This window comes from Salinimicrobium catena (assembly GCF_900102915.1).
GTDB classification, from domain to species: domain Bacteria; phylum Bacteroidota; class Bacteroidia; order Flavobacteriales; family Flavobacteriaceae; genus Salinimicrobium; species Salinimicrobium catena.
In genome coordinates, this window is record NZ_FNGG01000001.1 from 66,410 (window position 1) to 91,524 (window position 25,115).

Genomic DNA, 25,115 nt, shown 5'->3' on the forward strand with positions numbered 1-25,115 from the left:
AGAATAAAGCGATTTTTATTATGCGTGCACAATAAATTGCCGGTTTATTTACAGGAACTGCATTACAGCTGTGAAAAACGCCTTTTTATCCTCAGCATGTACCCAGTGTCCGGTATTGGGAATGGAGACTATTTCCGCTACGGGAAAATGACTCAAAATATCTTTTTCATCTTCTGCCGTGATGTAGTTAGACCTCTCCCCTTTGATGATTAAAGTAGGTTTAGAATAAGTAGCATCATTGGGTAGAGCCTGCCCTACTTCTTCGATATTTTTCACCAGAGACTCAAGATTCATTCTTAAAGCCAGTTGTCCTTTGGTCTTCCAATAGAGGTTCTTCAGCAGAAAAAGCCGAACTCCCTCCTCTTTCACATATTTTGCAAGCAGATCCTCTGCGTCTCCCCGGGAAGGAAGGTGAGCTTCATCTACAGCCTGCAGACCTTCCAGGATCTGCTGATGATGCGGCGCATAATATTTTGGAGCAATATCTACCACTATCAGCTTCTCGATAATATGAGGAAACAGGGAAGCCGCCAACATGGCCACCTTCCCACCCATGGAATGACCCAGCAGGACGCAATCCTTTAGCTGATGCGAATCGCAATATTCTTTTACATCGCGAGCCAGCAGCAGGTAATTAAACTCATCACTGTGCGGGCTCCTCCCATGGTTGCGCTGATCTATCAAATGCACCTGGTATCCTTCTTCGGCAAACTGCCGACCAAGAGTCTTCCAGTTATCGCTCATGCCCAGGAATCCGTGAAGGATCAACATGGGCTTTCCTTCTCCTAATATGGTAGAGTGTAACTTCATGAATCCTTTAACAATTTTAAATATCGTTGTATCACATTTTCCAGCCCCAGGTAAATTGATTCTGCTATTAGGGCATGCCCAATAGAAACTTCAAGAAGACCGGAAATAGACCTCTTGAAGAACTCTATGTTCTCAAGCGAAAGATCATGGCCCGCATTAATACCTAATCCCAATTTATTGGCCAGTTCAGCGCATTCCACGTAAGGACGTACCGCTTCTTTATTGCCCTTGGCAAATTGACTGGCATATTCTTCGGTATACAACTCTATCCTGTCTGTACCAGTCTCCACAGCTCCCTCGATCATTTTGGGCACAGGGTCTACAAAAATGGAGGTTCGAATGTTATTTCTCTTAAATTCAGAGATCACTTCCTTTAAAAAATCGCGGTTCTTGATCGTGTCCCAGCCGGCGTTGGAAGTTATCGCATCTTCAGCATCGGGCACCAGGGTCACCTGTTCGGGCTGCGCCTTTAAAACAAGGTCAATAAATTGCTTTATAGGATTTCCTTCTATATTGAATTCAGTATATACCACCGGCCTCAGATCGAATACATCCTGATACCTGATGTGCCGTTCATCGGGCCTTGGATGGACGGTTATGCCCTGCCCCCCAAACTTTTGCACATCTTTGGCCACCTGCACCACATTGGGAACATCTCCCCCGCGTGAGTTTCTCAGGGTTGCGATCTTATTAATATTTACGCTTAATTTTGTCATTTTTAGCAAGATTTTCAAACAAAAATACAAAGTTGAAGATGCAAAAAAGTACTTTATTTTAATTAATTTGCAGGAAAAAGGAGGAGCCATGAACATTGAGCCGTATATCATTAATGACATTAAAATGCCTGGAGTTACCGACAGCATCGGGGAAATTCAGTCGCTTTTTAGTGAGCTCACCTACTCCCATATCCCTATACAGCATGACGGCCAGTATATTGGATGTATTTCTGAAAACGACATCCGCTCCTTTGACCCAGAAAAACCCGTTGAAGAATATCAATATGCGCTGGAAGGTTTCTTCGCCCGCGCACATGACAACTGGCTGGATACATTGCATGCCTTCGCAAAGAATGATACCAATCTCTTACCAGTCCTGGATGAGGAGAACAACTACCTGGGTTACGTGGAACTTCATGATATCATGAATATTTTTACCGAAGCTCCTTTTCTGAACAATCCGGGCGGAATCCTTATCATTGAAAAAGGTTATAAAGATTACTCTTTTAGCGAGATCAGCCAGATCGTGGAATCAAACGGCGCTCACCTGTTGGGGGCATTCGTGTCCGGTATGGACAATGACATGACTCAGATAACACTCAAAATAGGACAATCACCGCTCAACGCCATTCTGCAATCCTTCCGGAGATATGGCTATAAAGTGGTCTCTACTCATGAAGAAGACAGTTTTTCAACAGATCTACGAGACCGCTCCCGCTACCTCGATAAATATTTAAACATATAATGCCAGGATGAGGAAAGTAGGGATTTACGGGCAGTTCTACCACGCCAATTCAGAACTTTACATTGAAGAACTTTTGAATGTACTGGACAGGAAAGATGTCGAAGTGTGCATTGAAAAAGAATTTCTGCAGCTCATTGACGAGAACAAGTCCATTGAAAAAGAGTTTACTCAGTTCAGTACCTTTCAGGAGCTGGATGAGTCTTTTGATCTTTTTATAAGCGTTGGAGGTGACGGTACTATTCTCAAATCGGTAAACTTTATTCGCGACCTTGACATTCCTATCGTCGGGATCAACACAGGAAGGCTTGGGTTCCTAGCAACCGTGAACAAGGAAGAGATCCGCAGCACGATCGAACGGATACTGAACAATGAATACAGCATTTCTGAACGCTCCTTGCTGTGCATCAAAACCGAACCGGAGGAAAAAGATCTCTGCGACAACAACTTTGCCCTCAATGAGATCGCCGTCAGCCGAAAGAACACCACCTCGATGATCACTATCGAAACCTGGCTGGATGATGAATACCTCACCGCCTACTGGGCAGACGGACTCATTGTCTCCACCCCTACCGGCTCAACCGGCTACTCCCTGAGCTGCGGCGGACCAGTGATCACCCCCTCTACCAAGGCCCTGGCCATTACGCCTATAGCGCCTCACAACCTCAACGCCCGCCCCCTTATCATTAAAGACAACACCAAGATCGTTCTAAAAGTTTCGGGAAGAGAAGATGACTACCTGGTTTCCATGGACTCCCGCATCGCTTCCCTAAAGAACAATACTACCGTCATTATTGAGAAAGCCCCCTTCAAAATAAAAATGATAGAATTCACCGGAGACACTTTTTTACGCACGCTTCGCAAAAAGCTTCTATGGGGAGAAGACAGGCGCAATTAAACAATAAAAAACCTCTTAATCTGTTAATGAAGAACGCAGCAGGCTAATTTATTAAAGAGCAAACATATTTGCTATATTTGCAAACTTTCGACCCCATGAGGTATACAGTTGTTATGGTTTTACTATTTTTTTGCGGAAACCAGGCATATTCCCAGAATTTCGAAATAGGCCCCTTTGCAGGAGGCGCTAACTATGTTGGGGATGTGGGCAACTCTACCTATATAAATCCGAACACCACAGTCTTTGGCGGCATCTTCAAATGGAATCGCAGTCACCGCCACACCCTCAGGTTCTCTGTTATGTATGCTGAGATCAAGGCCGATGACGCCAAGTCTCACGACACCAGAAGGCAGCAAAGAGGCTACTCTTTTGTCAACAATATTACCGAAGCATCTTTGGGGCTGGAATTCACTTTTTGGGACTGGGACCTACATTCTGATAAATATCAAGCCACACCTTACCTTTACACGGGAATAAATTATTACTTTGCCAACCATTTTATGCTAAGGAATAATGCTTATACCAATCCGGCCAACAATGAATTGCTGGAAGCGGGGAACAATTGGGAATTTTCCATTCCCATGGTCTTTGGGTACAAACAGACCCTCAACTCGTTTTTGGCAGCAGGTGTTGAAATTGGTGCAAGGTACACCTTTACAGACAACCTGGATGGCAGCCAGCCATCTGAAGTTGACGGCAGCTACGGCTCCAAGGATTTTGGGAACAGCAACACGACCGATTGGTACATCTTTACGGGTGTTTACCTGACATTGAATTTTGGACCCAAATCATGTTACAACGAATATTAGAATGAATTTTAAAGAAAAGATTGATCCCAAAAACCTCCCCCAACACATTGCCATTATCATGGACGGCAATGGAAGGTGGGCAAAGAAGCAGGGATTGATGCGGGCTGTGGGGCACGAAAAAGGAACCAAGGCCGTAAGAGAAGTAGTGGAAGGCTGCAGTGAAATAGGGGTGAAAAATCTCACTTTGTATGCCTTTTCTACAGAGAACTGGAACCGCCCTAAACTGGAGGTGGATACTTTGATGAAGCTTCTGGTATCCAGCCTTAAGAAGGAGATCAAGACCCTTCAGGACAACAACATCAGGCTGAATGCCATTGGCCGCCTGGAGAATCTTCCGAAAAAAGCTTACAGCGAACTTTCCGAAGTGATCAAAAAAACCAGCAACAATGACCGTATGACCCTCACCCTGGCTTTAAGCTACGGATCAAGGGAAGAACTCACCCATATGGTCAGGGAAATTTCAGAAAAAGTAAAAAACAACGAGATTTCATCAAAAGCTATTGATGAATCGGTTATAAATGAGCATCTTTACACCCGAAATTTGCCAGACGTGGATCTTTTGATAAGAACCAGCGGCGAACAGCGCATAAGCAATTTCCTTTTGTGGCAAATAGCTTATGCCGAATTATATTTTTCAGAATTACTATGGCCAGATTATCGCAAAGACGATCTATTTGAAGCCATCTATAATTATCAAAACAGAGAACGAAGATTTGGAAAAACAAGTGAGCAACTTAGCTAGTGCAATTACAACAAAACACATTATAGCACTTTTGGCCTTCTGCCTTTTTTATAGTTTCCCCACCACAGCCCAGGATCTGCCGCTTGCAAATGGCAAAGAATACACGATAGGAGACATAGATGTCACCGGCACGGTTTCCTACAATGAACAGACGGTGATCGCGTTCACCGGGTTAAAAAAAGGAGAAAAGATCTACATTCCGGGAGACCGGATAAGTAAGGTCCTTAAAAAACTCTGGGACCTTGGCCTTTTTAGCGACATCAATATCTACGTGACCAGCATTGAAGGCGACACCGCCAACCTTGAACTGGAGATACAGGAAGTTCCTACCATGGCCCAGGTGAAGTTTCAAGGTATAAAAAAGAAGGCCCAGGAAGAGTTCATCAAGGAAAACAAGCTCACCCCGGGAGCCAAGGTTACCGAAAACCTGCTTACCACCACCAAAAATTATATCGAAAACACTTACCGTGAAGATGGTTACCTGAATACCAAGGTGCACATAAACACTATTCCCGTTGAAGATACAGTGGCCTCTAACCAGGTGAACATGGTGGTTAACATTGACAAGGGAGAACGCGTGAAGGTAGAAGATATTGAGATCGTAGGAAACGAAGCTATTTCTGACGCTAAATTGCGTCGGAAGATGAAGAACACCAAAGAGGAGAACTTCTTCCGGTTCTGGAAAAGGTCTAAATACATTCCAGAAGATTACGAAGAAGACAAGCAGAACATCCTGAAGGCCTACAAGAAAGAAGGATATCGCGATGCCCGAATTGTGTCCGATACATTAATAAAAAAGGATGCTGATGATGTTGCCCTTCGGATAAACATTGAAGAAGGAAACCAGTATTATTTTGGTAATATCGACTTCATAGGAAACAGTGTGTATACTGATGCTCAGCTTGCACGAGTACTGGGGATCAACAAAGGCGATGTTTATAATGGAGTATTGCTTGAAAAGCAGATCGCAGACGCCACCAAGCCCGATGCCAACGATCTTACCAACCTTTACCAGAACAATGGGTACCTGTTCTCGACTATCAACCCGGTAGAAACAAGGGTGTACAATGACACTATTGACTTTGAAATTAGGATAAGAGAAGGAAAGATAGCTTACTTCAATGAGATCAATGTCATTGGAAACGACAAGACCAAAGATCACGTGATCTACCGTGAAATGAGAACCAAGCCCGGGAACAAATACAGCAAACAGGATGTGGTAAGAACCATTAGGGAATTGGGGCAATTAGGATATTTTGATGCCGAGAACCTACAGCCTGAGTTCAAGAACGTGGACCCTAATAGCGGAACTCTTGATCTTGAATATTCTGTGGTAGAAAGTGGCGCGAGCCAGATCGAACTTCAGGGAGGTTACGGTGGTGGAGGTTTCGTAGGAACCTTGGGACTTTCCTTTAACAACTTCTCCCTCGCTGGAATTTTTGACAAGGAAGCCTATAAGCCATTGCCAATGGGAGACGGTCAAACTCTTTCTTTGAGAGCTCAGGCCAGTACTTACTATCAAACCTACAGCCTTTCCTTTTCTGAACCCTGGTGGGGCGGTGTGAAGCCGGTGAGATTATCTACTTCCTTCCAGCACACTGAGCAATATTTCTATGACTACAGAAGACGTGAGGCCGATAAGGACAGGAAGTTCTCTATCACCGGAGTTACTTTGGGACTTGCAAAAAGATTAACTGTGCCTGATGACTTTTTCACCCTGTCTCATGCTGTGGCTTTTCAGCACTACAACCTGAGCAATTATAATACAGGGCTTTTCACATTTGGGGATGGATATTCCAACAACCTGTCTTATACAGTAGGACTTACACGGGACAACACCTTCACAAACCCGATCTTCCCACTGGGAGGCTCCAAGTTTGAGATCATTGCCAAGTTAACCCCTCCATATTCCTTATTTAACGATACAGACTATGGGAATCTTGGTAACCAGAGAGAGTTCCAGTTGCAAAACGATGCTGGAATCCTGATCAATCGCCAGGGAAGACCATTGCGTGCCGGGGAAGATCCTGTACCCGATCAATCAAAGATCGATCAGGAGAAATTTAAATGGCTTGAATTCTACAAGATCAAATTCAACGGTACCTGGTATGAAAACCTTTATGATAAATTAGTAATGAGAGCCCATACGGAATTCGGATTCCTGGGAGCTTATAACAATGAGCGTGGAGTTCCTCCTTTTGAAAGATTCTATCTTGGAGGTGACGGGCTAGGAACCTATAGCCTTGACGGAAGGGAAGCGATCGCCTTAAGAGGATATCCAAACCAATCGCTTATTCCTGTTGACCGCGGAACATTAAGTACGGCAACAGACAATGACGGGGCAACAATTTATAACAAATATTCGTTAGAGTTAAGATACCCCATCACATTAAAACCTACTGCCTCTATTTATGCGCTTACCTTTGTTGAAGGAGGTGCGTCTTTTGACGGGTTCAAGAATTTCAACCCGTTTCAGCTGAACCGATCTGCCGGCGCAGGGATTCGTATCTTTATGCCAGCCTTCGGATTATTAGGGATAGACTTTGGTTATGGATTTGACCCTGTACCGGGTGAGACACAGGCTAACGGCTGGGAGACTCACTTCATTATAGGACAGCAATTCTAATTTGGCATGGTATTTTCTATAAACACTTGAGATATGAAAAAATCAATTCTTGTAGCCCTCGCTTTAATTTTTGCCGGTTCCACCGCAAAGGCACAGCAAACGGTGAGAATTGGTTATGTAGACATGGAGTACATCCTGGAAAACGTTCCGGAGTACCAGGAAGCATCAGCTCAATTGGACAAGAAAGTACTGCAATGGAAACAGGAGATCGAAACCGAGCTTAGCCGGATAGATCAGATGAAAAAAGACCTGGCAAACGAAAAACCACTTTTGACCAGTGAGCTCATTGAAGAACGGGAAGAAGAGATCGCTTTTGAAGAACAAAAGATCCTGGACTACCAGCAAAAAAGGTTTGGTCCAAAAGGAGACCTGATGATCCAAAAAATGCAGCTGGTAAAGCCGATCCAGGACCAGGTTTTTGTAGCGGTTCAGGAAATAGCAAAGAACAGGGACTATGACCTGATCTTTGATAAGTCGGCAGATGTGATCACCCTATACGCGGCAGATCGTCTGGATGTGAGCGATCAGGTATTGCGCAGCATCACCAGGGCCTCAAAAAGAGAGCAACTGGAGACCCGCAAAGAAAAGCAGGAACTGATAAGAGATGAGGAAAAGACCGTGGAACAAAGCGAAGCGGTAACCGAAAGGGAAAAGATACAGGAGGCTAAAAAGCAGGAAAGAGAAGCCCTTTTAAAGGAAAGAATGAGAGTGAGGGATTCCATCAGAACGGCCAAGCAAAAGGCTTATGAAGAAAGAAGGGCCAAGATCCTGGAAGAAAGACAACGTAAAAAAGATTCGATAGCCAAGGCAAGAGAACAGAAAAAAGACGACAATTAAAATCAGCCGGATATACGGCACCCCATAAATCAGGAATTATAAATCAACAATTAATACTTTAACAATGAAACAATTCAAGACCCTTTTAATAGCTGTAGCCTTAATTTTAGGAGCAACTTCATTTACTAACGCCCAAACCAAAGTGGCACACATCGCCACCCAGGAGTTGATCGAGCAAATGCCTTCCTATAAAGCAGCTATGAATCAGTTGGAGAAACTACAGAAGACGTATGATACTGAGATAAAGGATATGGTTACCGAAGCACAGAGTACCATGAAGAGATATGAAGCTGAAGCGCAAACTAAAACTGACGAAGAGAACGCTAAAAGAGCAACCGAACTTCAGCAGACCCAAAGAACAATTGGAGAGTACCGTCAAAACGCGATGCAGGAACTTCAGAAGAAAGAAATGGAGCTTTTAAAGCCTGTATTGGAGAAAGCACGTACTACCATTCAAAAAGTGGCTCGTGCAAAAGGTTACGACTACGTTCTTGATTCTACTACCGGAACCGGAGTGATCATGGCCGACGGGTATGACCTAATGCCAGACGTCAAGAAGGAATTGGGAATCTAAGAACCCAACTTTAGAAAATAATTTCAGGAAACTGCGCATCATTGATGCGCAGTTTTTATTTTTACACCAATGAGCAAAGACAGTCCCATTGGTATATTTGATTCCGGCGTGGGCGGAACTTCCATCTGGAAAGAGGTGCATAGCCTGCTCCCCCTGGAGCACACCATCTACCTTGCCGATAGCGCGAACGCCCCTTATGGTGAAAAATCACCGGAAGAGATAACCAGGCTCAGCATAAAGAACACCGAGAAATTGTTGAATATGGGCTGCAAGCTTATCATAGTGGCCTGCAATACTGCGACCACCAACTCCATCCAGACCCTTAGATCGACCTACGACGTTCCTTTTATCGGGATAGAACCCGCCATAAAGCCGGCTGCGCTTCAGACAAAAACAAAAAGCATAGGTATCCTGGCAACAAAAGGAACCCTCTCCAGTGCCCTTTTTGCCAGGACATCAGATCTTTATTCAAAAGATATAAAGGTCATTGAAGTAGTAGGAAAAGGACTGGTGCAGGAAATTGAACGCGGCAACAAAGATTCGGTCCAGGTGGAAGCCATGCTGGCCGAATTGCTCCGACCCATGCTCGATGCCGGAATCGATTACCTGGTGCTGGGCTGCAGCCATTATCCTTACCTCATTCCTAGTCTGAAAAAAATCCTCCCTAATCACGTAAGCATTATCGACTCGGGAATGGCGGTGGCAAAACAAACAAAGCTGGTGCTTCAGAGCCTCGATCTTTTGACCGAAAGCCAACAGGCCGCACCGGAATTCTTCACTAATGCCGACCCTATAATTCTTAAAAATCTTCTTTCGGAAACCGGTGAAAACCTTAAGGTTTCTTACCTGAATTTCTAACAGGTAAGAATCGTTCTAAATATCCGACTGAAAACCATCTGATTTTGTAATTTTGCAAAAAATTTGATATGTCTGAATTCACTATATCCATACAGCCCACCACCAAACCTACCATAGTTAAGTTTGAGGCCAATAAATTCCTGACCCAACACGAAAGTTTTGAGTTCCATAACATTGAAGAAGCGGCAAGGTCACCCCTCGCCCAACAGCTTTTTCATCTGCCGTTCGTAAAAACGGTTTACATCGCTCAGAATTTCGTGGCCCTGGAAAAATATAACATCGTGCACTGGAAAGACGTGCAGCAGGAAATAGCTGACACCATACAGGATTTCCTCAACAAAGGCGGTGTCGTGGTAACTCCTTCTGAAAAGGAGAACCAAAAGGTGCCGGTAACGGTTTATGCGGAAAGCACCCCGAATCCCACTGTAATGAAGTTCGTCGCCAACAAGAAGCTCGTACTTCAGTCGGTGGAATTCAAAAATATTGATGAAGCCAAGAACGCCCCCCTGGCAAAAGCCCTTTTCCATTTCCCTTTTGTGAAGGAAGTTTTTATGGATGATAATTACATTTCCATTTCAAAATATGATATAGCCGAATGGGGAGAGATCACTTCGGAATTAAGAGAGTTCATCAGAGAATATTTGGAGCAGGGAAAAGAAGTGATCACAGATGATCATGTGAATTCCTCTTCCGCAGCAGCTTCAGAAAAAGTCGAGATCAAAGAAGTTCAGCTGGATGATACTTCACAAGAGATCGTCGCCATTCTCGATGAGTATATTAAACCGGCTGTGGCCAGCGACGGCGGAAACATTCAGTTCGAGTCTTATGATGCCAATGAGAAGCTGGTGAAAGTGATCTTACAGGGCGCCTGCAGCGGATGTCCTTCTTCTACCTTTACGCTGAAGAACGGGATCGAAAACATGCTGAAAGAGATGATGCAGGGCCGCGTGGAAAAAGTAGAAGCCATCAACGGATAAACCTCCTAAAATCTAATTTTTAAGGCTGAAGAGATCGCAGGATCTTTTCAGCCTTTCTTTTTTGCATTCGCCTGAAAACTAAGGTTTAACAGTTTCTTAAAAAACATCCAGGCTTTCATTTTGTAACTTGATAATAAGCAAGTTAACCGCATTAAAAACACCAAAAACATCCAATTATGGCTACAATGAAAGTTTTAGAGATAATGGCAAACTCCGACCAGAGTTGGGAGCAGGCCGTTAAAAATGCTGTGAAGACGGCAGCCAAATCAGTTAAAAATATTCGTTCGGTCTATGTGAAAGATCAGACCGCGAATGTATCAGGCGACAGCATAACCGATTACAGGGTGATCGTAAAGATCACATTTGAGGTAGAAGCCTGATCCAAATTAATTTAATTAGTTAGCTTAAAGCTCCTGCGATTCAGGAGCTTTTTTTATCTTACGCTTTTCAGAAAAATCCTTCTAAAATGACCTTTTCAGAAGGGTTTTTATTTGTGGAAACATTTAAAATTCAAAAAAACTCTATGGAAGAATTTAACAACTTGAAAGATGTTACGGAAGAATATATCGGGCAGTTCATCAGTTTTTTACCCGATCTTTTACTGGCAATACTTTACCTGGTCATTGGCTGGTGGCTCATCAAGATGTTGATCAAATACATGAAAAAGTTCTTTGTAAAGAAGGATTATGACCCGGCTCTTTCCAACTTCCTGGCAACCATCTCAAAATGGGCTTTAGTCATACTCTTGCTGGTAAGTGTTGTGGAGACCCTTGGAGTTGAAACAACTTCTTTCATCGCTGTATTGGGTGCTGCCGGTCTTGCCATTGGTCTTGCCTTACAGGGATCCCTTTCAAACTTCGCGGGAGGAGTGCTCATTATTGGACTCAAACCCTTCAAAATTGGAGACTGGATCGAAGTGAACGGAATTTCGGGCAGTGTAAAAGAGATCTCCCTGTTCTATACCAAATTGAACACTTTCGGAAATCAACTCGCTGTCATTCCAAACGGGGAACTTTCCAACTCCAACGTGGTGAATTATTCAGGCGAAGCCACAAGAAGGGACGCGATCACCATTGGGATCTCCTATGAAAGCAATATTAAGGTTGCCAAACAAACCTTGCTGGACCTGCTTCAGGAACAGGAAGACATCTTAAAAGATCCTGCCCCCGCGGTTGTGGTGACCGAACTTGCCGACAGTTCTGTAAATCTCTCAGTTCGATTCTGGGCCCGTAATGAGGTTTTCTGGGACAGACACTGGTACACCATAGAAGAAGGAAAAAGAAGGCTGGAGGCCGCCGGTATATCCATTCCGTTCCCGCAACGGGATGTGCATTTCTTTGATCACAGCAAAGAAAAGGCGACTACGGAAAAATCGGTTTAATAGACAATTTGATAAATATAAAAGCGCCGGCCTCAAAGATATGAAGCCGGCGCTTTTTGGTATTATTCAGTTTCAGGAGTTATCCTGCCATAAAATCTTTCAGATAATACGGCTCGAAGTAAGCCACATCTTCAAATTCTTTTTTCGCGAACTTTTCCGAAGCGATAACTACCATTTCGGCAGCCGAAGGTAATTTCCCATCGACAAAGCTGGCATTTTTATGGCTACAGATTTTTTTGAACTTTTCTACCCCGTTACCAATAAAGGTCACTTTGCCTTTTTCAAGGTACTCCAGAAAAGAAGTATCATCAAGCACCTGCGCCCGGGTCTCAAAAACAGCTTCCATTCCTGAAGTGAATCCGGCAGTGTAGACTTCCATTCTGCGGGCATCTAATAGCGGGATGATGAAATCTCCCGCATTTTTATCAACCTGCAAAGCCAAAGAGGTTAAAGTAGGAATGGAAATAAGCGGAAGGTCCAGGGAAAAACACAATCCCTTTGCCGCCGAAACCCCAATGCGAAGACCGGTATAGGAACCGGGCCCTTTGCTTACAGCCACCGCGGAAAGATCGCCGGGAGTTAGGCCACTCTCTTTTAGAATTTCGTCAATATATTTATGCAGCCGCTCTGCATGCGAATAGTTATTGTTATAGTCTTCTTTTAAAGCCAGTAATTTTCCTTCTTTTCCCAAAGCTACCGAACAGTTCGTGGTAGCCGTCTCAATACTCAATATTACGTCCAAAATGCTTCTTTTTTATTCTGTTTCTTCCTTCCCGGTCACTTCAACCTTATCACCCGGTTTAAGGGTTTTGGTCACGGTATTGTAAGGACCGGTGATCACCTCTTCTCCTACTTCAAGGCCAGAGGTTATCTCAATCCTGGCATCATCCTGTATCCCCGTTTTTACAACGCGCAATTTAGCCTCTTCTCCTTTCTTAACGAAGACAGTTTCAAACTTTTTATCTGTAGCTACGGCTTTTTCCTCCACTTTTTTCTTGCCTGCAGTGGCCGAAGTATCGCTTTTCACCACGATCGAGCTGATAGGAACTGCGATGACATCATCTTTCCTGTTGGTGATGATATCAACAGTGGCCGTCATTCCTGGTCTGAAAGGAGAGTAATTTTCCGGCTTTCCTTCCAGCAGGTGCTCGTAAGATTCTTCAAGGATCCTCACCTTCACTTTGAAGTTGGTCACCTGGTCTGCAGTTTGCGCGGTATTGGCAGAATTGCTGATCTCTGTTACCAGCCCTTTGAACTGCTGCTTGAGGTAAGCATCCACTTCCACTATAGTCGAATCGCCTATAGATACCTTCACAATATCATTTTCGTTCACGTCTACCTCAACCTCCATGTTCGAAAGATCGGCCACACGAAGAATTTCTGTTCCCGCCATTTGCTGGGTCCCCACTACCCTTTCTCCCAACTCAGCACTCAAAGAGGAAATGGTTCCAGACATAGGCGCGAAAATGGTAGTTCTTCCCAGGTTTTCCTGAGCTTCGTTCACACTGGCAGCAGCGCTCTGCACATTGTAGTAAGCCGATTGCCTTCCGGCCTTCGCCACTTCATAAGCTGATACGATACGGTCCCACTCTGCCTTTGAGATGATGCCTTTTTCAAAAAGCGATCTATTCCTTTCATAATTTGACACAGCCTCTTTCAGGTTAGCTTCGGCCTGGGCCAACCCGGCACGAATGTTCTGCAGTCCGGCGCGGGAACGTTCCAGGTTTGACTGGTAAATTTCAGGATTAACCCTCACCAAAAGATCACCTTTTTCCACCTGCTGTCCTTCAACAACGGGCAGTTCTATGATCTCTCCGGAAACTTCCGAAGAGAGCTTTACCTCCACCTCCGGCTGAATTTTTCCGGTAGCCGATACGGTCTCTATAAGATCTGTCTTCTCAACCTGGGTGATCTCCACTTCTTTATAATTTCCCGATTTACCGAACCATCCGGCCTTTTTACCCACTATCAGCAGGACGATCAAAACAAGCGCGACTCCAACAATTATGAAAAGGGTCTTTTTTTTCATTCTTTAGAATTTAAGTTCGGTTACGGGAACTCCAAAGTACAGCTCCAGAACTTTTAGATTAAAAATATACTCGTACTTGGTTCTTACCACCTCGCTCTGAGCGTTCTCAAAGTTGAATTTCGCCTGACTAAAATCAAAGGCATTGGTAAGACCCACATTATATCTTTCGGTCGCATAATCATAGGCCAGCGATTGCGCCTCCAGGGCGACAAGGGCAGCTTCATATGCTTTAAGAGCACCTTTGGCATCTACGTAAGCCTGATAAACATCAGATTCCAGGTCAAGCTTGGTTTGTTCCAGCTGATATTCTGACCGCAATACATTCACTTCGCGACGCTTAACTGCGTTGCGGGTAGAAAAGCCGTTAAAAATGGGAATATCAAGCTGTACCCCGTAAGTGATACCATCATTATTTTGAAGCTGCTCAAAAAACGGCAATGGGTTGCCAATTTCTGTTACCATGTTCGGCGCTACCACGATCTCCTCGGTGCTTTCCACAAATCCGATCTGCCTGTATGGTTCATCCGGATCAAGACCTCCTGAAATGATCCTTCCGGCACCAGATTCCCTGGTATTGTAATTGAAGAATGCGGCAAGGCTTGGCCAGTAAGCTGCTTTCGCGATCTCGGTTTCTTTCTGAGCCATCTCAAGGTTCGCCTGGGCCACTTTCACCTCGTAACGCTCTTCCTTCGCGTTTTCGATAACTTCAGAAACAGGCATTTCCATCACCTCACTGCCAAAGATCTCGTAATCACGTTCGGCGATATCAAAGTTTTCATAGTCTTTGATCAAAAGCGTCTGCGCAAGCGCTATCAGAGAAACCTTCACGTTGTTTGCGGCAACGATCATTCTTTGCTCTTCATTGGCCGCTGTCGCTTTGATCTCCAGGAGGTCTCCCCTGGGCAACGAACCCGCCTCTACAAGTTCCTGAACGCGCTCCAGCTGTTCAAGGGTGATCTCATGCTGCGCCTCGATCACTTTTAGGCTTTCTTTGTTAAAAAGCACCTGCAGGTAAGCATTGGCCACGAACAAGGCAATGTCATCTTTCATCTGCTCCAGGGAATACTCGCTGGCCAATTGAGAAAGTTTAGCCAGCTGCAACCTTTTCCAGTTGCTTAAGCCTGAAGACAGGTTGGCGCTTGCCGTAGCTCCTGCGGAAAAGTTTCGGGTGGTCTGAGTTTGCAGGATCCCGGTGGTAACGTTTTGGGTTAGTCCCGTATTCCATGAGTTGGAAGCCGAAGCATTCAGCCTTGGCAGGAAGTTCCCGACAGCCTCAGCACGGTCTATCTCGGCGAGCTCCACCTCCAGCTCTGACTGTTTTATCGAGATGTTATTTTCAAGGGCGTAAGCTACGCACTCCTCAAGTGTCCATTCTTTATTTTGTGCATTTACATTAATTCCGAAGAAAAGAAAAAGTACAGGTAATAAAAGTTTTTTCATAATTGAGATTGTAAATGATAAGTCTTCCTTATCTGAAAGATGTTACAGTAGTTAATTAGCGGTAAATCCTGCAGGTTTGATCTGGTTCCACACCTTGATCTTGTCATCTTTGGAAATTCCTTCTTTCACCTCAACATATATCCCATCGCTTATTCCCAATTCCAGGTCCTGCCGCTCGAATTCCTGATCACCTTTTTCCACTTCTACATAAGGCTGCTTGGTTTTGTCATCAAACTGTACTAGGGCCTCTTTTATAGCCAGCACCTCATTGGCCCTGTCCAAAATAATGGACGCATTGGCACTCAGTCCTGCCCTGATAAAGGTGGTATCGGCCTTGTTCAGGCTTCCTTTTATATTGAACTGAATGGCCCCGTTCTCTTCCACTCCTTTTGGCGCTATATAATCAAGCACCGCGTCAAAGGTCTTGTTCTCAATGGCACCCACTGTCACCTCAAGAGGCAGGTCTTCTTTGATCTTTCCAACTTCGCTTTCATCCACCTTTCCGTCGAAGATCATCTTGTTCACATCGGCAAGAACAGCAAGGGTAGTCCCGTCATTGAAGTTGTTACTCTCTATCACCTGGTTACCTTCTTTCACCGGGACATCGAGCACCATGCCCTCAACCGTAGAACGGATAAGGGTATTGGCAGAACTTTCAAGCCCGCTGGTAGTACCTGTTTTCACGATCTCATAGTTCTCGCGTGCAGAAGTGTAATTCTGCTCCACCCTCTTGTAGGCCACTTCGGCATTGTCAAACTCATTCGCCGAGATCACCCCTTTTTCAAAAAGACTTTTTTGTCTCTCAAAGTTCTTTTTCTCATTGTCAAGATTGATCTTCGCAGTAGCCACTGCATCTTTCGCGCTTTGCAAGGCAGAAACGTTCGGGATCACCCTGATCTTGGCGATAAGATCTCCGGCCTTCACCTTGTTCCCCGCCTCTATGTAGATCTCTTCAATGATTCCTGAAATATTCGGTTTTATAAGCACCTCTTCTTTTGGCACAATATTACCCGTGGCCACTGTTTTCTTGACAATGGTTTGCGTGGAGGCTTGTTCGGTCTCATACACAACCGGGTCTTCCTGGTTCTTCTGGTACAGGTAGTAAAGGGCTCCTGCAAATCCCAGGACAATGCCTACTATGATCACGATGGTTACAACTCTTTTCATGCTGATATTTATTAAACTTTGATTTTTAATTTATTCTGTTCTTAATGCATCAACCGGTTTTACCCTTATGGCATTCTGCGCCGGAATGAGTCCCGCCAGCAATCCTGATATCACCAGAATGGCCAGGGCGGTCATCACCACCTGCAGGTCAACGCTTGGGTTGGCAAACATCATTTCTGAAGTATCCATGCCCTGCATCATGTAATTTATACCGGCAATGATCAGCGTTGCCAGAACGATCCCTGCCATTCCCGAAATGATAGTAAGGAAAACCGATTCGGTAAGCACCTGCCCTCTTATTTTCCAGGGTCCCGCTCCCAGGGCACGGCGTATGCCAATTTCGTTCGTACGTTCCTTTACAACAATAAGCATGATGTTGCTTATTCCAATGATCCCGGAGAGCAACACCAGCACTCCCACGAAATAAGCCACGCCCTTAAGTGCCACGAAAAGTCCGTTGATCTTGCTGAATTCTTCATAAAGGTCAAAATGGCCTACTGCCCTGTCGTCTTCGGGGTGAATGGAATGCCTCGATTTGATCACATCCATAATAGAGCCTTTAAGTTCGGTTATTGAAGAACCGTCATTGGCAGTTATTGCCATCCAGCCCACGTCTTCTCCACGATTAAAAGCCTGGGAAAAGGCAGTGAAAGGCACATATATCTGTTTCTGGGCCTCTTCCATATTACCGTTGTTGCCTTTCTTTTTATAAGTACCTATTACCATGAAGTTCACCCCGTTGATCTTAATATAAGATCCAAGCACTTCCTCTCCCTGGTCATACATTTCCCTGCGCACTCCGTCTCCTATGACCGCGACCTTTCGTTTCTCGTTTATATCGGAATAATTGACGAACCTGCCAGAAGTGATATCCATAGGCTCCTGCTGAATGATCTCGGGGTAATCGCCATAGACATTATAGGCTCCGGTATTTAATCCTCTCACCACGTTATTGGTTCCGCCGAAGCCTCCCAGCTGATTTCGGGGAGAAACGAAGCGAAGATCGGGGACCGCCTCTTTAATGGCAGCCACATCACTTATTTTAAAACTATACCGCCTTCCTTTGGGCAAACCTTTATAAGGCCTGGAAGCCGTTTGGGTCCACATGAACATGGAATTGGTAGCTATCCCTCCAAAACCCTGTTTCACACCGTTCTCCAAGCCTTTCCCGGCGGCCAGGAGGATCACCAGGATAAAGATCCCCCATAACACGCCAAAGGCCGTTAAGGTGGTCCTGAACCAGTTGGAGCTTAAAGCTTCTATTATTTCGTTCCAGTTATCTCTGCTGAACATGGCTATTCATCTCTAAGTGCGACAATTGGTTTGATCCTGGCTGCTCTCCAGGCAGGGAAAAAGCCTGCAACGGCTCCGGCGATGATCAGGATAAAAACGGTGCTAAGGGCAACATTGAAATTCACTGAAGGATTAGCTATGTACTGGGTCTCTATCATTGGGCCCACAAGCTCAAGAAGGGCAAGGCTTCCTATTAGTCCGACAAAACCCGCAATAGCCGTTACAAAAATAGATTCGTGCAGCACCATCATTACAATGGACCAGGGCCGCGCTCCCAAAGCTTTTCTCACCCCAATCTCACGCGTTCTTTCTTTTACTATGATCAACATGATATTGCTTACTCCCACGATCCCAGCGATGATGGTACATATTCCCACCCCCCAGAAAAAGAATTTGATCATATCCATGAGGTCATAGAACCTTTTGGCATTTTCAAGGGAATTATTGACCACTACGGCCCGGGTATCTTCGGGCGCTATGGTATGCTGTTCTTTTAGGAATTGCTGAAGTTGTTCTGAAAACCTGGTGGAAGCTGCAAGGGCCGCTTCAAAACTTTCCTCCTTTTCAAGAGTGAAAGCCATGTTGTTGATGTTGTTCGACCCGTTAAAGACTCGCTGCGCTGTAGAAAGGGGAACATACACCCGGGTTTCTTCCCGTTCTCCTCCGGGATCTGTAAATACTCCGATAACCTTAAAATTGATTCCGGAGATCTCTATGTATTCCCCTACGGCTTGCTTGCCTTTGAAAAGATCATCATTCACACGTTTTCCAATGACCGCTACCTTTTCATAACCGGAATGATCATTATGATTAATGAATCTCCCGCTCATCATCCCGCTGTTCTCCAGGAACTGGTAGTCGGGTAGCACGCCTTCAACTCTGTAAGAACCCGATTCCTTGTTATAATTGACCACTCCATTCCAAATGCGGAACATGGAGGATTTATATTCGAGCTCATCCTGGTGCTTCTGCACTGCAAAATCATAATCGGCGTTCTTCATCTGAATGCGCCGTCCGGGATTCATCCCTTTATAACCCACCGAAGTAGATCCAGTCCACACATAGAGGATATTGGCGGCGTCCTGCTCGAACTCCCTCGAAATACCGTTTCGCATGCCTTCACCAATCCCCAGCAGGATCACGAGAATAAAAATACCAGAGGCCACAGACAAACTGGTAAGAAAGGTGCGAAGTTTATTCTTACTTATCGTCTCAAAGATCTCCTCCCAACGTTCCAGATCAAACATACTGCTGCGCTTTAACCTGATCTACTAAAGTATCGTCTATGATCACACCGTCCTTGAGATTAACGATGCGCTTGGTCATCTGGGCAATGTCGTGCTCGTGGGTAACGATTAGAATGGTACGGCCTTCTTCGTTTATTTCCTGGATAAGATCCATTACCTCGTAGGAAGTCTTACTGTCAAGGGCTCCCGTAGGCTCATCGGCAAGCAGCACTTTCGGGTCACTGGCCAGGGCACGGGCAATCGCCACCCTTTGTTTTTGTCCACCTGAAAGTTCATTGGGAAGATGCGAAGACCAGTCCTTAAGCCCTACTTTTTCCAGGTAATTCATGGCACTCTCCATTCTCTCCTTCCGCTTCACCCCTTGATAGTACAGAGGCAGGGCCACGTTATCAAGAGCCGATTTATAGGAAATAAGATTAAAGGACTGAAAAATGAATCCCAGGAACTTGTTCCGGTAGCGGGCCGCCACTGTTTCATTCAGGTTCTTTATAGGAACTCCGTCAAGGGTATAGGTTCCTTCATCGGCCTCATCCAACATGCCCAGAATATTGAGCAAAGTAGATTTACCTGACCCCGAGGAACCCATAATGGATACCAGCTCTCCTTCAGCAACACTGAAATTGATCCCCTTAAGCACATGAAGGGAAGAACCTCCTGTCTTATAGGACTTGTGTAAGTCTTTTATCTCTATCATAATCCTGGAAAATCTAATTCGGGTTCAAACTCACCCATTAGACTATCCAAATCATGAAATGTTACATTCTAAGGAAAATTCCGCAGAAAAATTTCAGCTTACTGCTGCTGATCAGGATCGATCTGCTTGTCTTTTTTACGGGAGCGCCACACCATATAAGCCACTCCTCCCATCAGAAGATAGGGGAATACCATGAGGTACATGATCCCGTCATTGATGCCTTTTGCGGCAGACTGGTCACTTTCACTCTCCAATACGGCACGACACATGGCGCACTGAGCCTCAACCTCAAAAGAGAAGAGCAGCAGCAACAATAGGATAAAAACGGTCTTAGTTCTCATATTTTTAATAATAAGGAGCCATAAAGATATAAACCAGCACTCCGGTCACAGCTACATAAAGCCAAACCGGAAAAGTGTAGCGGGCGACCTTTCGGTGTTTCTCGACTTCACCCGTAAGCCCTCTGTACATCGTGAACAGAACGAGCGGAACAATTATGGCCGATAACAGGATATGGGTTATCAGCACAAAGAAGTAGACAGGCCTTAGAATTCCCTCGCCACCGTAAGGCACAGGATCATTACTGATCTTGGAGACCACATAACTCACAAGGAAAATAGCCGAGAGGAAAAATGCCCCGATCATTAAATTTCGGTGCCAGGTCAATTCTTTCATCCTCATGGAAAAATATCCGGCGATCAATAAAAGGGCAGTGCAAAAATTAAGCACGGCATGAAAGAAGGGGAAGGTTCCCATTTCTATCCCGGTGAAGTTATACCGTTCTGGCAGGTACATCAATATAAGCACCAACACGGGCACTAAGATCGATAGCCCTACAATGGTCGGCACCATCACCCTGTCTCTGTTCTTAAGCATCATCATTCAATAAATTCTTAACGTCCTGTATCAAAATATCAATTTGCGGCTCTTCCTGACCCGCTCCCACGACTTTATCCCTTTCTACGGAACCCCTGTAATAAATGATCGGGTTTCCGAACTTGTCTTTCCTGGACCTGATGTATCCCTCTTTATCTATCAAAGCGAAATACCCCGAATGCTCGAATCCGCCCTCAGCTTCGGGATTTTGCCCCGCATAGATATTAAAGCCGGAATTGGCCAGTTCATAGATATCTTCCCTTGAACCTGTCAATAAATGCCAGTTTTCATGCTCAATTCCGTTAAGCTCTGCATATTCTTTGAGTACAGCGGGAGTGTCATGAATGGGGTCTATGCTGTAAGAGGCAATTCCAAAATCGTCATTACTCTTGAATTCATTTTGCACCGCTACCAGATTATCCTTCATGATAGGACAAATGGTTGGACAGGTAGAAAAGAAGAATTCTGCGATGAACACCTTGCCTTCATAATCTTTATTGCTGATGGTATCACCATGCTGGTCTACAAATTCAAAAGCAGGGATCCTTTTCTTTTCCCCGTTTACCAAAATATAGGACAAAGGCTCTGCTGAAGCCATACGCTCTTCCTGACCGTCTGAACGGCTGGAACTAACCACTTTTTCGGCTCCAACCCTGTCAATGATCTCAGGGATCACAATGATCCCGAAAATAAGGATCACCAGGGAAATTCCTATGTATGAATAGTTCTTCATATTTACTTTTTACGCTTCTCGTTGTACTTCTTTAGCTCCAGCCTGTACTCGGCCAGGATCACCTTCACATCGTCATTCATTTTATTGTTGAGCACAGCAATGGAATTGGTGTCATATCCGTATAATTTTCCAACATCTTCATCATCCTTCCGGCCCCGCAGCTTGGCATCCTTGTCAATGATAAAAACATTAGGTGTAGAAAGATCTTCAGACAGCTCAAGATTCGATCCAAGACTTTCAAAAAGCTGTTTCACCTCTTCTTCGGAAGCGGTAACGAATTTCCATTTTTTGAGGCCGATCACCGTTGAAAGTTCCTTCTTCAACTTTTCAATTTCTTCTTCATTCCCCTCTGGGACTACAGACACAAAGTGAAAGTCTTTGAACTCGGAATAAGGATCATAGATCTTTTCGGCCAGGTGATAGGCATTGGTAAGGTAGTCCATTGGCTTACTTCCGGGAAATCCAAGAATGGTGATATGGTTCTCAAAGCTTACAGTATCGCCTTCAATAGACTCAAATTCTTCGAGCGGCTGTATTTCAGAATTAAGGACAGGCAAACGTGCAAAATTGTTCACTCCCGATGCAAAGAAAAGATAGGCAACCAGCGGCAGGGCGAACAAAACGGTTATTACAAAAAACTTCTTCATTTCCGTGTTTAGAAATAGTGCACAAAAATAAAAAAAGGCGGTCTTAAAACCGCCTTTCCAATATCATTTAACTTTTAGAAGTCCCAGGCGACATGTCCCCTGTTCATGACCTCATGAACATAATCCCCTTCGGTCAATAGAATGAACACCAGGTATACGATAAGGAAACCGGCGGTCCACACTACAGAGCGTCTAAGACCTTTTGTCTCGCCCTCCATGTGCATGAAGGCCCAGGTAATATAATATGCTTTCCAGATGGTAAGGATAATGAATATCCAGTTCAATAATTTAAGACTAATAAAGTACGTATGTACCAGGAAATCTGGTTTAATGATTCCAAGTATCACCTCCACCAGGGTGATGGCAGAAAGAATAATGAATACTGTCCAGATCCTTTTTGAATTCGATTCGTGTGCTGTATCGTGTGCCATTGTTATGCTCGTTTATTATACCAGATAAAAGAAAGTAAATACAAATACCCATACCAGATCCACAAAGTGCCAGTACAGTCCAACTTTTTCGACCATCTCATAGCTTCCTCTTCTTTCATAGGTTCCTAAAAGAACGTTGAAGAAGATGATGATATTGATCAAGACCCCTGTGAATACGTGGAATCCGTGGAATCCTGTAATGAAGAAGAAGAAATCTGCGAAAAGCGGGTTTCCGTACTCATTGCTTACCAGGTTGGCTCCTTCTATCACTCCTGTTGCTTCATCCTTAAGCTTGGCCAGAGATTCCTGGCGGGTAAGCACCACTTTCTCCCCTCTTTCGGTCAATTCCTGAGTTCTTATCAATAAGCCAGAATTAGCTTCAAAGCTATTAATCACATCCTGCACATCGTAAGCAGGGATGGTAGGCTCATCTACGAACCATAATCCATTAGATCTTTCGTGCTGCAATCTTTCCTTTGGAGTTGAAGTTACAAAATCGGCGATAGCTACTCTGTGTCCTTCATCATCAACCACCTGCAGAATGTTTCCACCTTCGGTTTGGATCGCACCATAAGTACCTGTAATGAAGTTTTTCCACTCCCACGCCTGAGACCCAAGGAAGATCAAACCTCCAATAATGGTCAAAAGCATATACAAGGTCACTTTGGCCTTCTTCATCTGGTGCCCGGCATCTACTGCCAATACCATGGTCACAGAAGAAAAGATAAGAATAAAGGTCATTAAGGCCACGTAATACATGGGAGCATCTACTCCATGCAAGAACGGGAAGTGATTGAACACCTCATCTGCGATCGGCCAGCTGTTGGAAAATTTATATCTTGCAAAACCGTAAGAGGCCAAAAAGCCCGAAAAGGTAAGCGCATCGGACAAGATGAAGAACCACATCATCATTTTTCCGTAGCTAACCCTTAATGGCTCATTTCCGCCGCCCCAGGTTTTTCCTTCGGTACCTGTTCTGGTAACAGTAGCTTCCATAGAAAGAATTTGAAATTTAAGTATTCCGCAAAAATACAGTTTTTTATTATCTAAAGAAATATAAAAAGAAAAACAGGTAGATCCAGAGGGCATCTACAAAGTGCCAATAGGTCGCACCGAGTTCTAATCCAAGGGTTTGCCCCGGCCGGTACTTCTGTTTAAAATGGTTATAAATTAAGACCAAAAGGACCACAATACCCCCTGCCAGGTGGGCAAGGTGAGCCAGAACAACCACATAAATAAAAGAGGTGGTAACGGTACTCTCACTTCCGGTGAAGTAATACCCTTCAGAAATAAGAGCGCTAAAACTTTGAAACTGGAGGAAAATAAAAACAGCCGCAAGTCCCAATGTCGCCCATAGCAAACCTGTCGCCGCACCGCGATTATCTTTCTTGACAGCTTTTTCAGCTAAATAAATAGTGATGCTGCTCAGAAAAATAACAATGGTACTCCAGTAGAAGGCATCGGGCAACTGCAGGTCTGAGAGCCAGTCCGGGCGATTCTTGCTCACCACGTAAGCACTCGTTAACCCGGCAAACATCATAGCCATACTTATGATACCAAACCATAACATCATTTTCTTGGCTCTTCCGGCCTTATGCTGATGACTTCCTTGTGTTAAATCCATGTACGAATCAATTTATCTAAAACATATATTATTTGAAGCAAAGTAATATAGGAAACACTTGCCAGCATTAATTTCTTGGCCGACCTTTCATCACGGTCACGGTACAATTTTACCGCATAATACAGCATTCCCAATCCTAACAGCAGAACAATTACTACGGAAAACGGCGTTATGTACAGTTTGCCCGTAAGACCAAAAACAGGGATCAGGGAAACCACAACCGTCCAGATGGTGTACAGCACGATCTGCACCGCTGTACCTTTGTCTTTCTTCCCCGTAGGCAGCATGAAAAAACCTCCTTTTTCGTAGTCATTGTACAACCACCAGCCAAGGGCCCAAAAGTGAGGGAACTGCCAAAAGAATTGAATCATGAACAAAGTACCGGGCTCGATCCCAAAGTTACCCGTAGCGGCTACCCATCCGAGCATAAAAGGGATAGCACCCGGAATGGCACCTACAAATACCGATAACGGAGTCTTCGTCTTTAGCGGAGTGTATACGCTCACGTAAAGGAAAATACTTATAGCCCCGAACATGGCAGTCCTGGGGTTGATAAGGTACAGGATCACCAACCCAAGAATGGTAAGCGAACTGGCGATCACAAAAGCGGTGTTGACCGACATTCTTCCTGAAGGCACCGGGCGGTTTCGGGTTCTGTCCATCAACAGGTCGAGGTCTTTTTCAATGATCTGGTTGTAAGCGTTCGAAGCACCTACAAGACAATAACCCCCAATAGAAAGCATCACTACCGTTAAAAGGTCTACGGAATCTGCCCCGAGAAAATATCCGGCAACAGAAGAAAAGACCACGCTTATAGCGAGCCTCATCTTGGTAATCTCTTTAAGATCTGATATTACGGAAACCTGGGAAGTATGTACGCGGGTATTCTCCAAAAAGGTAGTTCTTTAGTGGCGCAAAGATACTCCTTAATTGCTTTTTAGCAAGGAGTTGAAAACGTTAATTT

At 44.6% G+C, this 25,115-nt stretch carries 28 protein-coding genes; 11 read left to right on the plus strand and 17 right to left on the minus strand.

The genetic code is table 11. The annotated features are described in order from the left end of the window. Positions 1-48: 48 nt before the first annotated feature. Complete coding sequence (locus BLS64_RS00310) at positions 49-810, minus strand: alpha/beta fold hydrolase (RefSeq protein ID WP_093110610.1); 762 nt, start codon at positions 808-810, stop codon at positions 49-51. Further along, positions 807-1,526, minus strand: a complete 720-nt coding sequence (locus tag BLS64_RS00315; protein ID WP_093110612.1) for a pyridoxine 5'-phosphate synthase — start codon at positions 1,524-1,526, stop codon at positions 807-809. The genes BLS64_RS00310 and BLS64_RS00315 overlap by 4 nt, the downstream gene beginning before the upstream one ends. Before the next feature lie 88 nt (positions 1,527-1,614). On the opposite strand from BLS64_RS00315, the gene BLS64_RS00320 reads away from it, so the two are divergent. The 11 genes from BLS64_RS00320 (at position 1,615) to BLS64_RS00370 (ending at position 11,970) form a co-directional block, all read left to right on the plus strand. Continuing rightward, positions 1,615-2,271 (plus strand): CBS domain-containing protein, encoded by a 657-nt coding sequence (locus tag BLS64_RS00320; RefSeq protein WP_093112181.1) that lies wholly within the window; start codon positions 1,615-1,617, stop codon positions 2,269-2,271. A 7-nt stretch (positions 2,272-2,278) separates the two neighbouring features. Further along, positions 2,279-3,166, plus strand: coding sequence for an NAD kinase (locus tag BLS64_RS00325; RefSeq protein WP_093110614.1), 888 nt, complete (start codon positions 2,279-2,281; stop codon positions 3,164-3,166). 95 nt (positions 3,167-3,261) lie between these two features. After that, on the plus strand, positions 3,262-3,975 hold the full coding sequence (gene porG, locus BLS64_RS00330; protein WP_093110616.1) for a type IX secretion system protein PorG: 714 nt from the start codon (positions 3,262-3,264) through the stop codon (positions 3,973-3,975). A gap of 1 nt (position 3,976) precedes the next feature. Next, positions 3,977-4,717, plus strand: a complete 741-nt coding sequence (locus BLS64_RS00335; protein ID WP_093110618.1) for an isoprenyl transferase — start codon at positions 3,977-3,979, stop codon at positions 4,715-4,717. After that, the gene (gene bamA, locus BLS64_RS00340; RefSeq protein ID WP_245693345.1) at positions 4,689-7,343 is read left to right on the plus strand and encodes an outer membrane protein assembly factor BamA; all 2,655 of its coding nucleotides are present in this window, start codon (positions 4,689-4,691) and stop codon (positions 7,341-7,343) included. Before BLS64_RS00335 ends, bamA begins: the two co-directional genes overlap by 29 nt. 33 nt (positions 7,344-7,376) lie before the next feature. Further along, entirely contained in the window at positions 7,377-8,180 is an 804-nt protein-coding gene (locus tag BLS64_RS00345; RefSeq protein WP_093110620.1) for an OmpH family outer membrane protein, read from the plus strand. Positions 8,181-8,244: 64 nt separating this feature from the next. Next, positions 8,245-8,754 carry an OmpH family outer membrane protein gene (locus BLS64_RS00350; RefSeq protein ID WP_093110622.1) on the plus strand — a complete coding sequence of 170 codons (510 nt, stop codon included), beginning with the start codon at positions 8,245-8,247 and terminating at the stop codon, positions 8,752-8,754. A 69-nt stretch (positions 8,755-8,823) separates the two neighbouring features. Further along, positions 8,824-9,612: a glutamate racemase gene (gene murI / locus BLS64_RS00355; protein WP_093110624.1), complete on the plus strand. Its 789-nt coding sequence runs from the start codon at positions 8,824-8,826 to the stop codon at positions 9,610-9,612. 68 nt (positions 9,613-9,680) lie between these two features. Beyond that, the gene (locus BLS64_RS00360) at positions 9,681-10,589 is read left to right on the plus strand and encodes a NifU family protein (protein WP_093110626.1); all 909 of its coding nucleotides are present in this window, start codon (positions 9,681-9,683) and stop codon (positions 10,587-10,589) included. A gap of 176 nt (positions 10,590-10,765) precedes the next feature. Beyond that, on the plus strand, positions 10,766-10,969 hold the full coding sequence (locus BLS64_RS00365) for a dodecin family protein (protein ID WP_093110628.1): 204 nt from the start codon (positions 10,766-10,768) through the stop codon (positions 10,967-10,969). 143 nt (positions 10,970-11,112) lie between these two features. Continuing rightward, positions 11,113-11,970 (plus strand): mechanosensitive ion channel family protein, encoded by an 858-nt coding sequence (locus tag BLS64_RS00370; RefSeq protein ID WP_093112185.1) that lies wholly within the window; start codon positions 11,113-11,115, stop codon positions 11,968-11,970. A gap of 79 nt (positions 11,971-12,049) precedes the next feature. On the opposite strand, the gene tsaB is transcribed toward BLS64_RS00370, so the two are convergent. The 15 genes from tsaB to cyoE form a co-directional block, all read right to left on the minus strand. After that, on the minus strand, positions 12,050-12,712 hold the full coding sequence (gene tsaB, locus BLS64_RS00375) for a tRNA (adenosine(37)-N6)-threonylcarbamoyltransferase complex dimerization subunit type 1 TsaB (RefSeq protein WP_093110630.1): 663 nt from the start codon (positions 12,710-12,712) through the stop codon (positions 12,050-12,052). A gap of 12 nt (positions 12,713-12,724) precedes the next feature. Beyond that, the gene (locus BLS64_RS00380; RefSeq protein WP_093110632.1) at positions 12,725-13,999 is read right to left on the minus strand and encodes an efflux RND transporter periplasmic adaptor subunit; all 1,275 of its coding nucleotides are present in this window, start codon (positions 13,997-13,999) and stop codon (positions 12,725-12,727) included. A gap of 3 nt (positions 14,000-14,002) precedes the next feature. Continuing rightward, entirely contained in the window at positions 14,003-15,439 is a 1,437-nt protein-coding gene (locus BLS64_RS00385; RefSeq protein ID WP_093110634.1) for a TolC family protein, read from the minus strand. A gap of 51 nt (positions 15,440-15,490) precedes the next feature. Beyond that, complete coding sequence (locus tag BLS64_RS00390) at positions 15,491-16,606, minus strand: efflux RND transporter periplasmic adaptor subunit (protein WP_093110636.1); 1,116 nt, start codon at positions 16,604-16,606, stop codon at positions 15,491-15,493. A gap of 30 nt (positions 16,607-16,636) precedes the next feature. Further along, the gene (locus BLS64_RS00395) at positions 16,637-17,899 is read right to left on the minus strand and encodes an ABC transporter permease (protein ID WP_093110638.1); all 1,263 of its coding nucleotides are present in this window, start codon (positions 17,897-17,899) and stop codon (positions 16,637-16,639) included. 2 nt (positions 17,900-17,901) lie between these two features. After that, positions 17,902-19,146 (minus strand): ABC transporter permease, encoded by a 1,245-nt coding sequence (locus tag BLS64_RS00400; protein ID WP_093110640.1) that lies wholly within the window; start codon positions 19,144-19,146, stop codon positions 17,902-17,904. Beyond that, positions 19,139-19,840 (minus strand): ABC transporter ATP-binding protein, encoded by a 702-nt coding sequence (locus tag BLS64_RS00405; RefSeq protein WP_093110642.1) that lies wholly within the window; start codon positions 19,838-19,840, stop codon positions 19,139-19,141. Before BLS64_RS00405 ends, BLS64_RS00400 begins: the two co-directional genes overlap by 8 nt. A gap of 98 nt (positions 19,841-19,938) precedes the next feature. After that, positions 19,939-20,181 carry a hypothetical protein gene (locus tag BLS64_RS00410; RefSeq protein ID WP_093110644.1) on the minus strand — a complete coding sequence of 81 codons (243 nt, stop codon included), beginning with the start codon at positions 20,179-20,181 and terminating at the stop codon, positions 19,939-19,941. Positions 20,182-20,185: 4 nt separating this feature from the next. Continuing rightward, the gene (locus BLS64_RS00415) at positions 20,186-20,716 is read right to left on the minus strand and encodes a DUF420 domain-containing protein (RefSeq protein ID WP_407690092.1); all 531 of its coding nucleotides are present in this window, start codon (positions 20,714-20,716) and stop codon (positions 20,186-20,188) included. Next, positions 20,709-21,449, minus strand: a complete 741-nt coding sequence (locus BLS64_RS00420; RefSeq protein WP_093110646.1) for an SCO family protein — start codon at positions 21,447-21,449, stop codon at positions 20,709-20,711. Before BLS64_RS00420 ends, BLS64_RS00415 begins: the two co-directional genes overlap by 8 nt. Before the next feature lie 2 nt (positions 21,450-21,451). Next, the gene (locus tag BLS64_RS00425) at positions 21,452-22,096 is read right to left on the minus strand and encodes a hypothetical protein (protein WP_093110648.1); all 645 of its coding nucleotides are present in this window, start codon (positions 22,094-22,096) and stop codon (positions 21,452-21,454) included. Between the two features lie 74 nt (positions 22,097-22,170). After that, a complete protein-coding gene (locus BLS64_RS00430) occupies positions 22,171-22,527 on the minus strand; it encodes a cytochrome C oxidase subunit IV family protein (RefSeq protein WP_093110650.1) in 357 nt (118 codons plus the stop codon). Positions 22,528-22,542: 15 nt separating this feature from the next. After that, a complete protein-coding gene (locus BLS64_RS00435) occupies positions 22,543-23,523 on the minus strand; it encodes a cytochrome c oxidase subunit 3 (protein ID WP_093110652.1) in 981 nt (326 codons plus the stop codon). Positions 23,524-23,569: 46 nt separating this feature from the next. Further along, complete coding sequence (locus BLS64_RS00440) at positions 23,570-24,151, minus strand: cytochrome c oxidase subunit 3 (protein ID WP_093110654.1); 582 nt, start codon at positions 24,149-24,151, stop codon at positions 23,570-23,572. After that, positions 24,142-25,044, minus strand: coding sequence for a heme o synthase (gene cyoE, locus BLS64_RS00445; protein ID WP_093110656.1), 903 nt, complete (start codon positions 25,042-25,044; stop codon positions 24,142-24,144). The genes BLS64_RS00440 and cyoE overlap by 10 nt, the downstream gene beginning before the upstream one ends. Positions 25,045-25,115 lie beyond the last annotated feature (71 nt).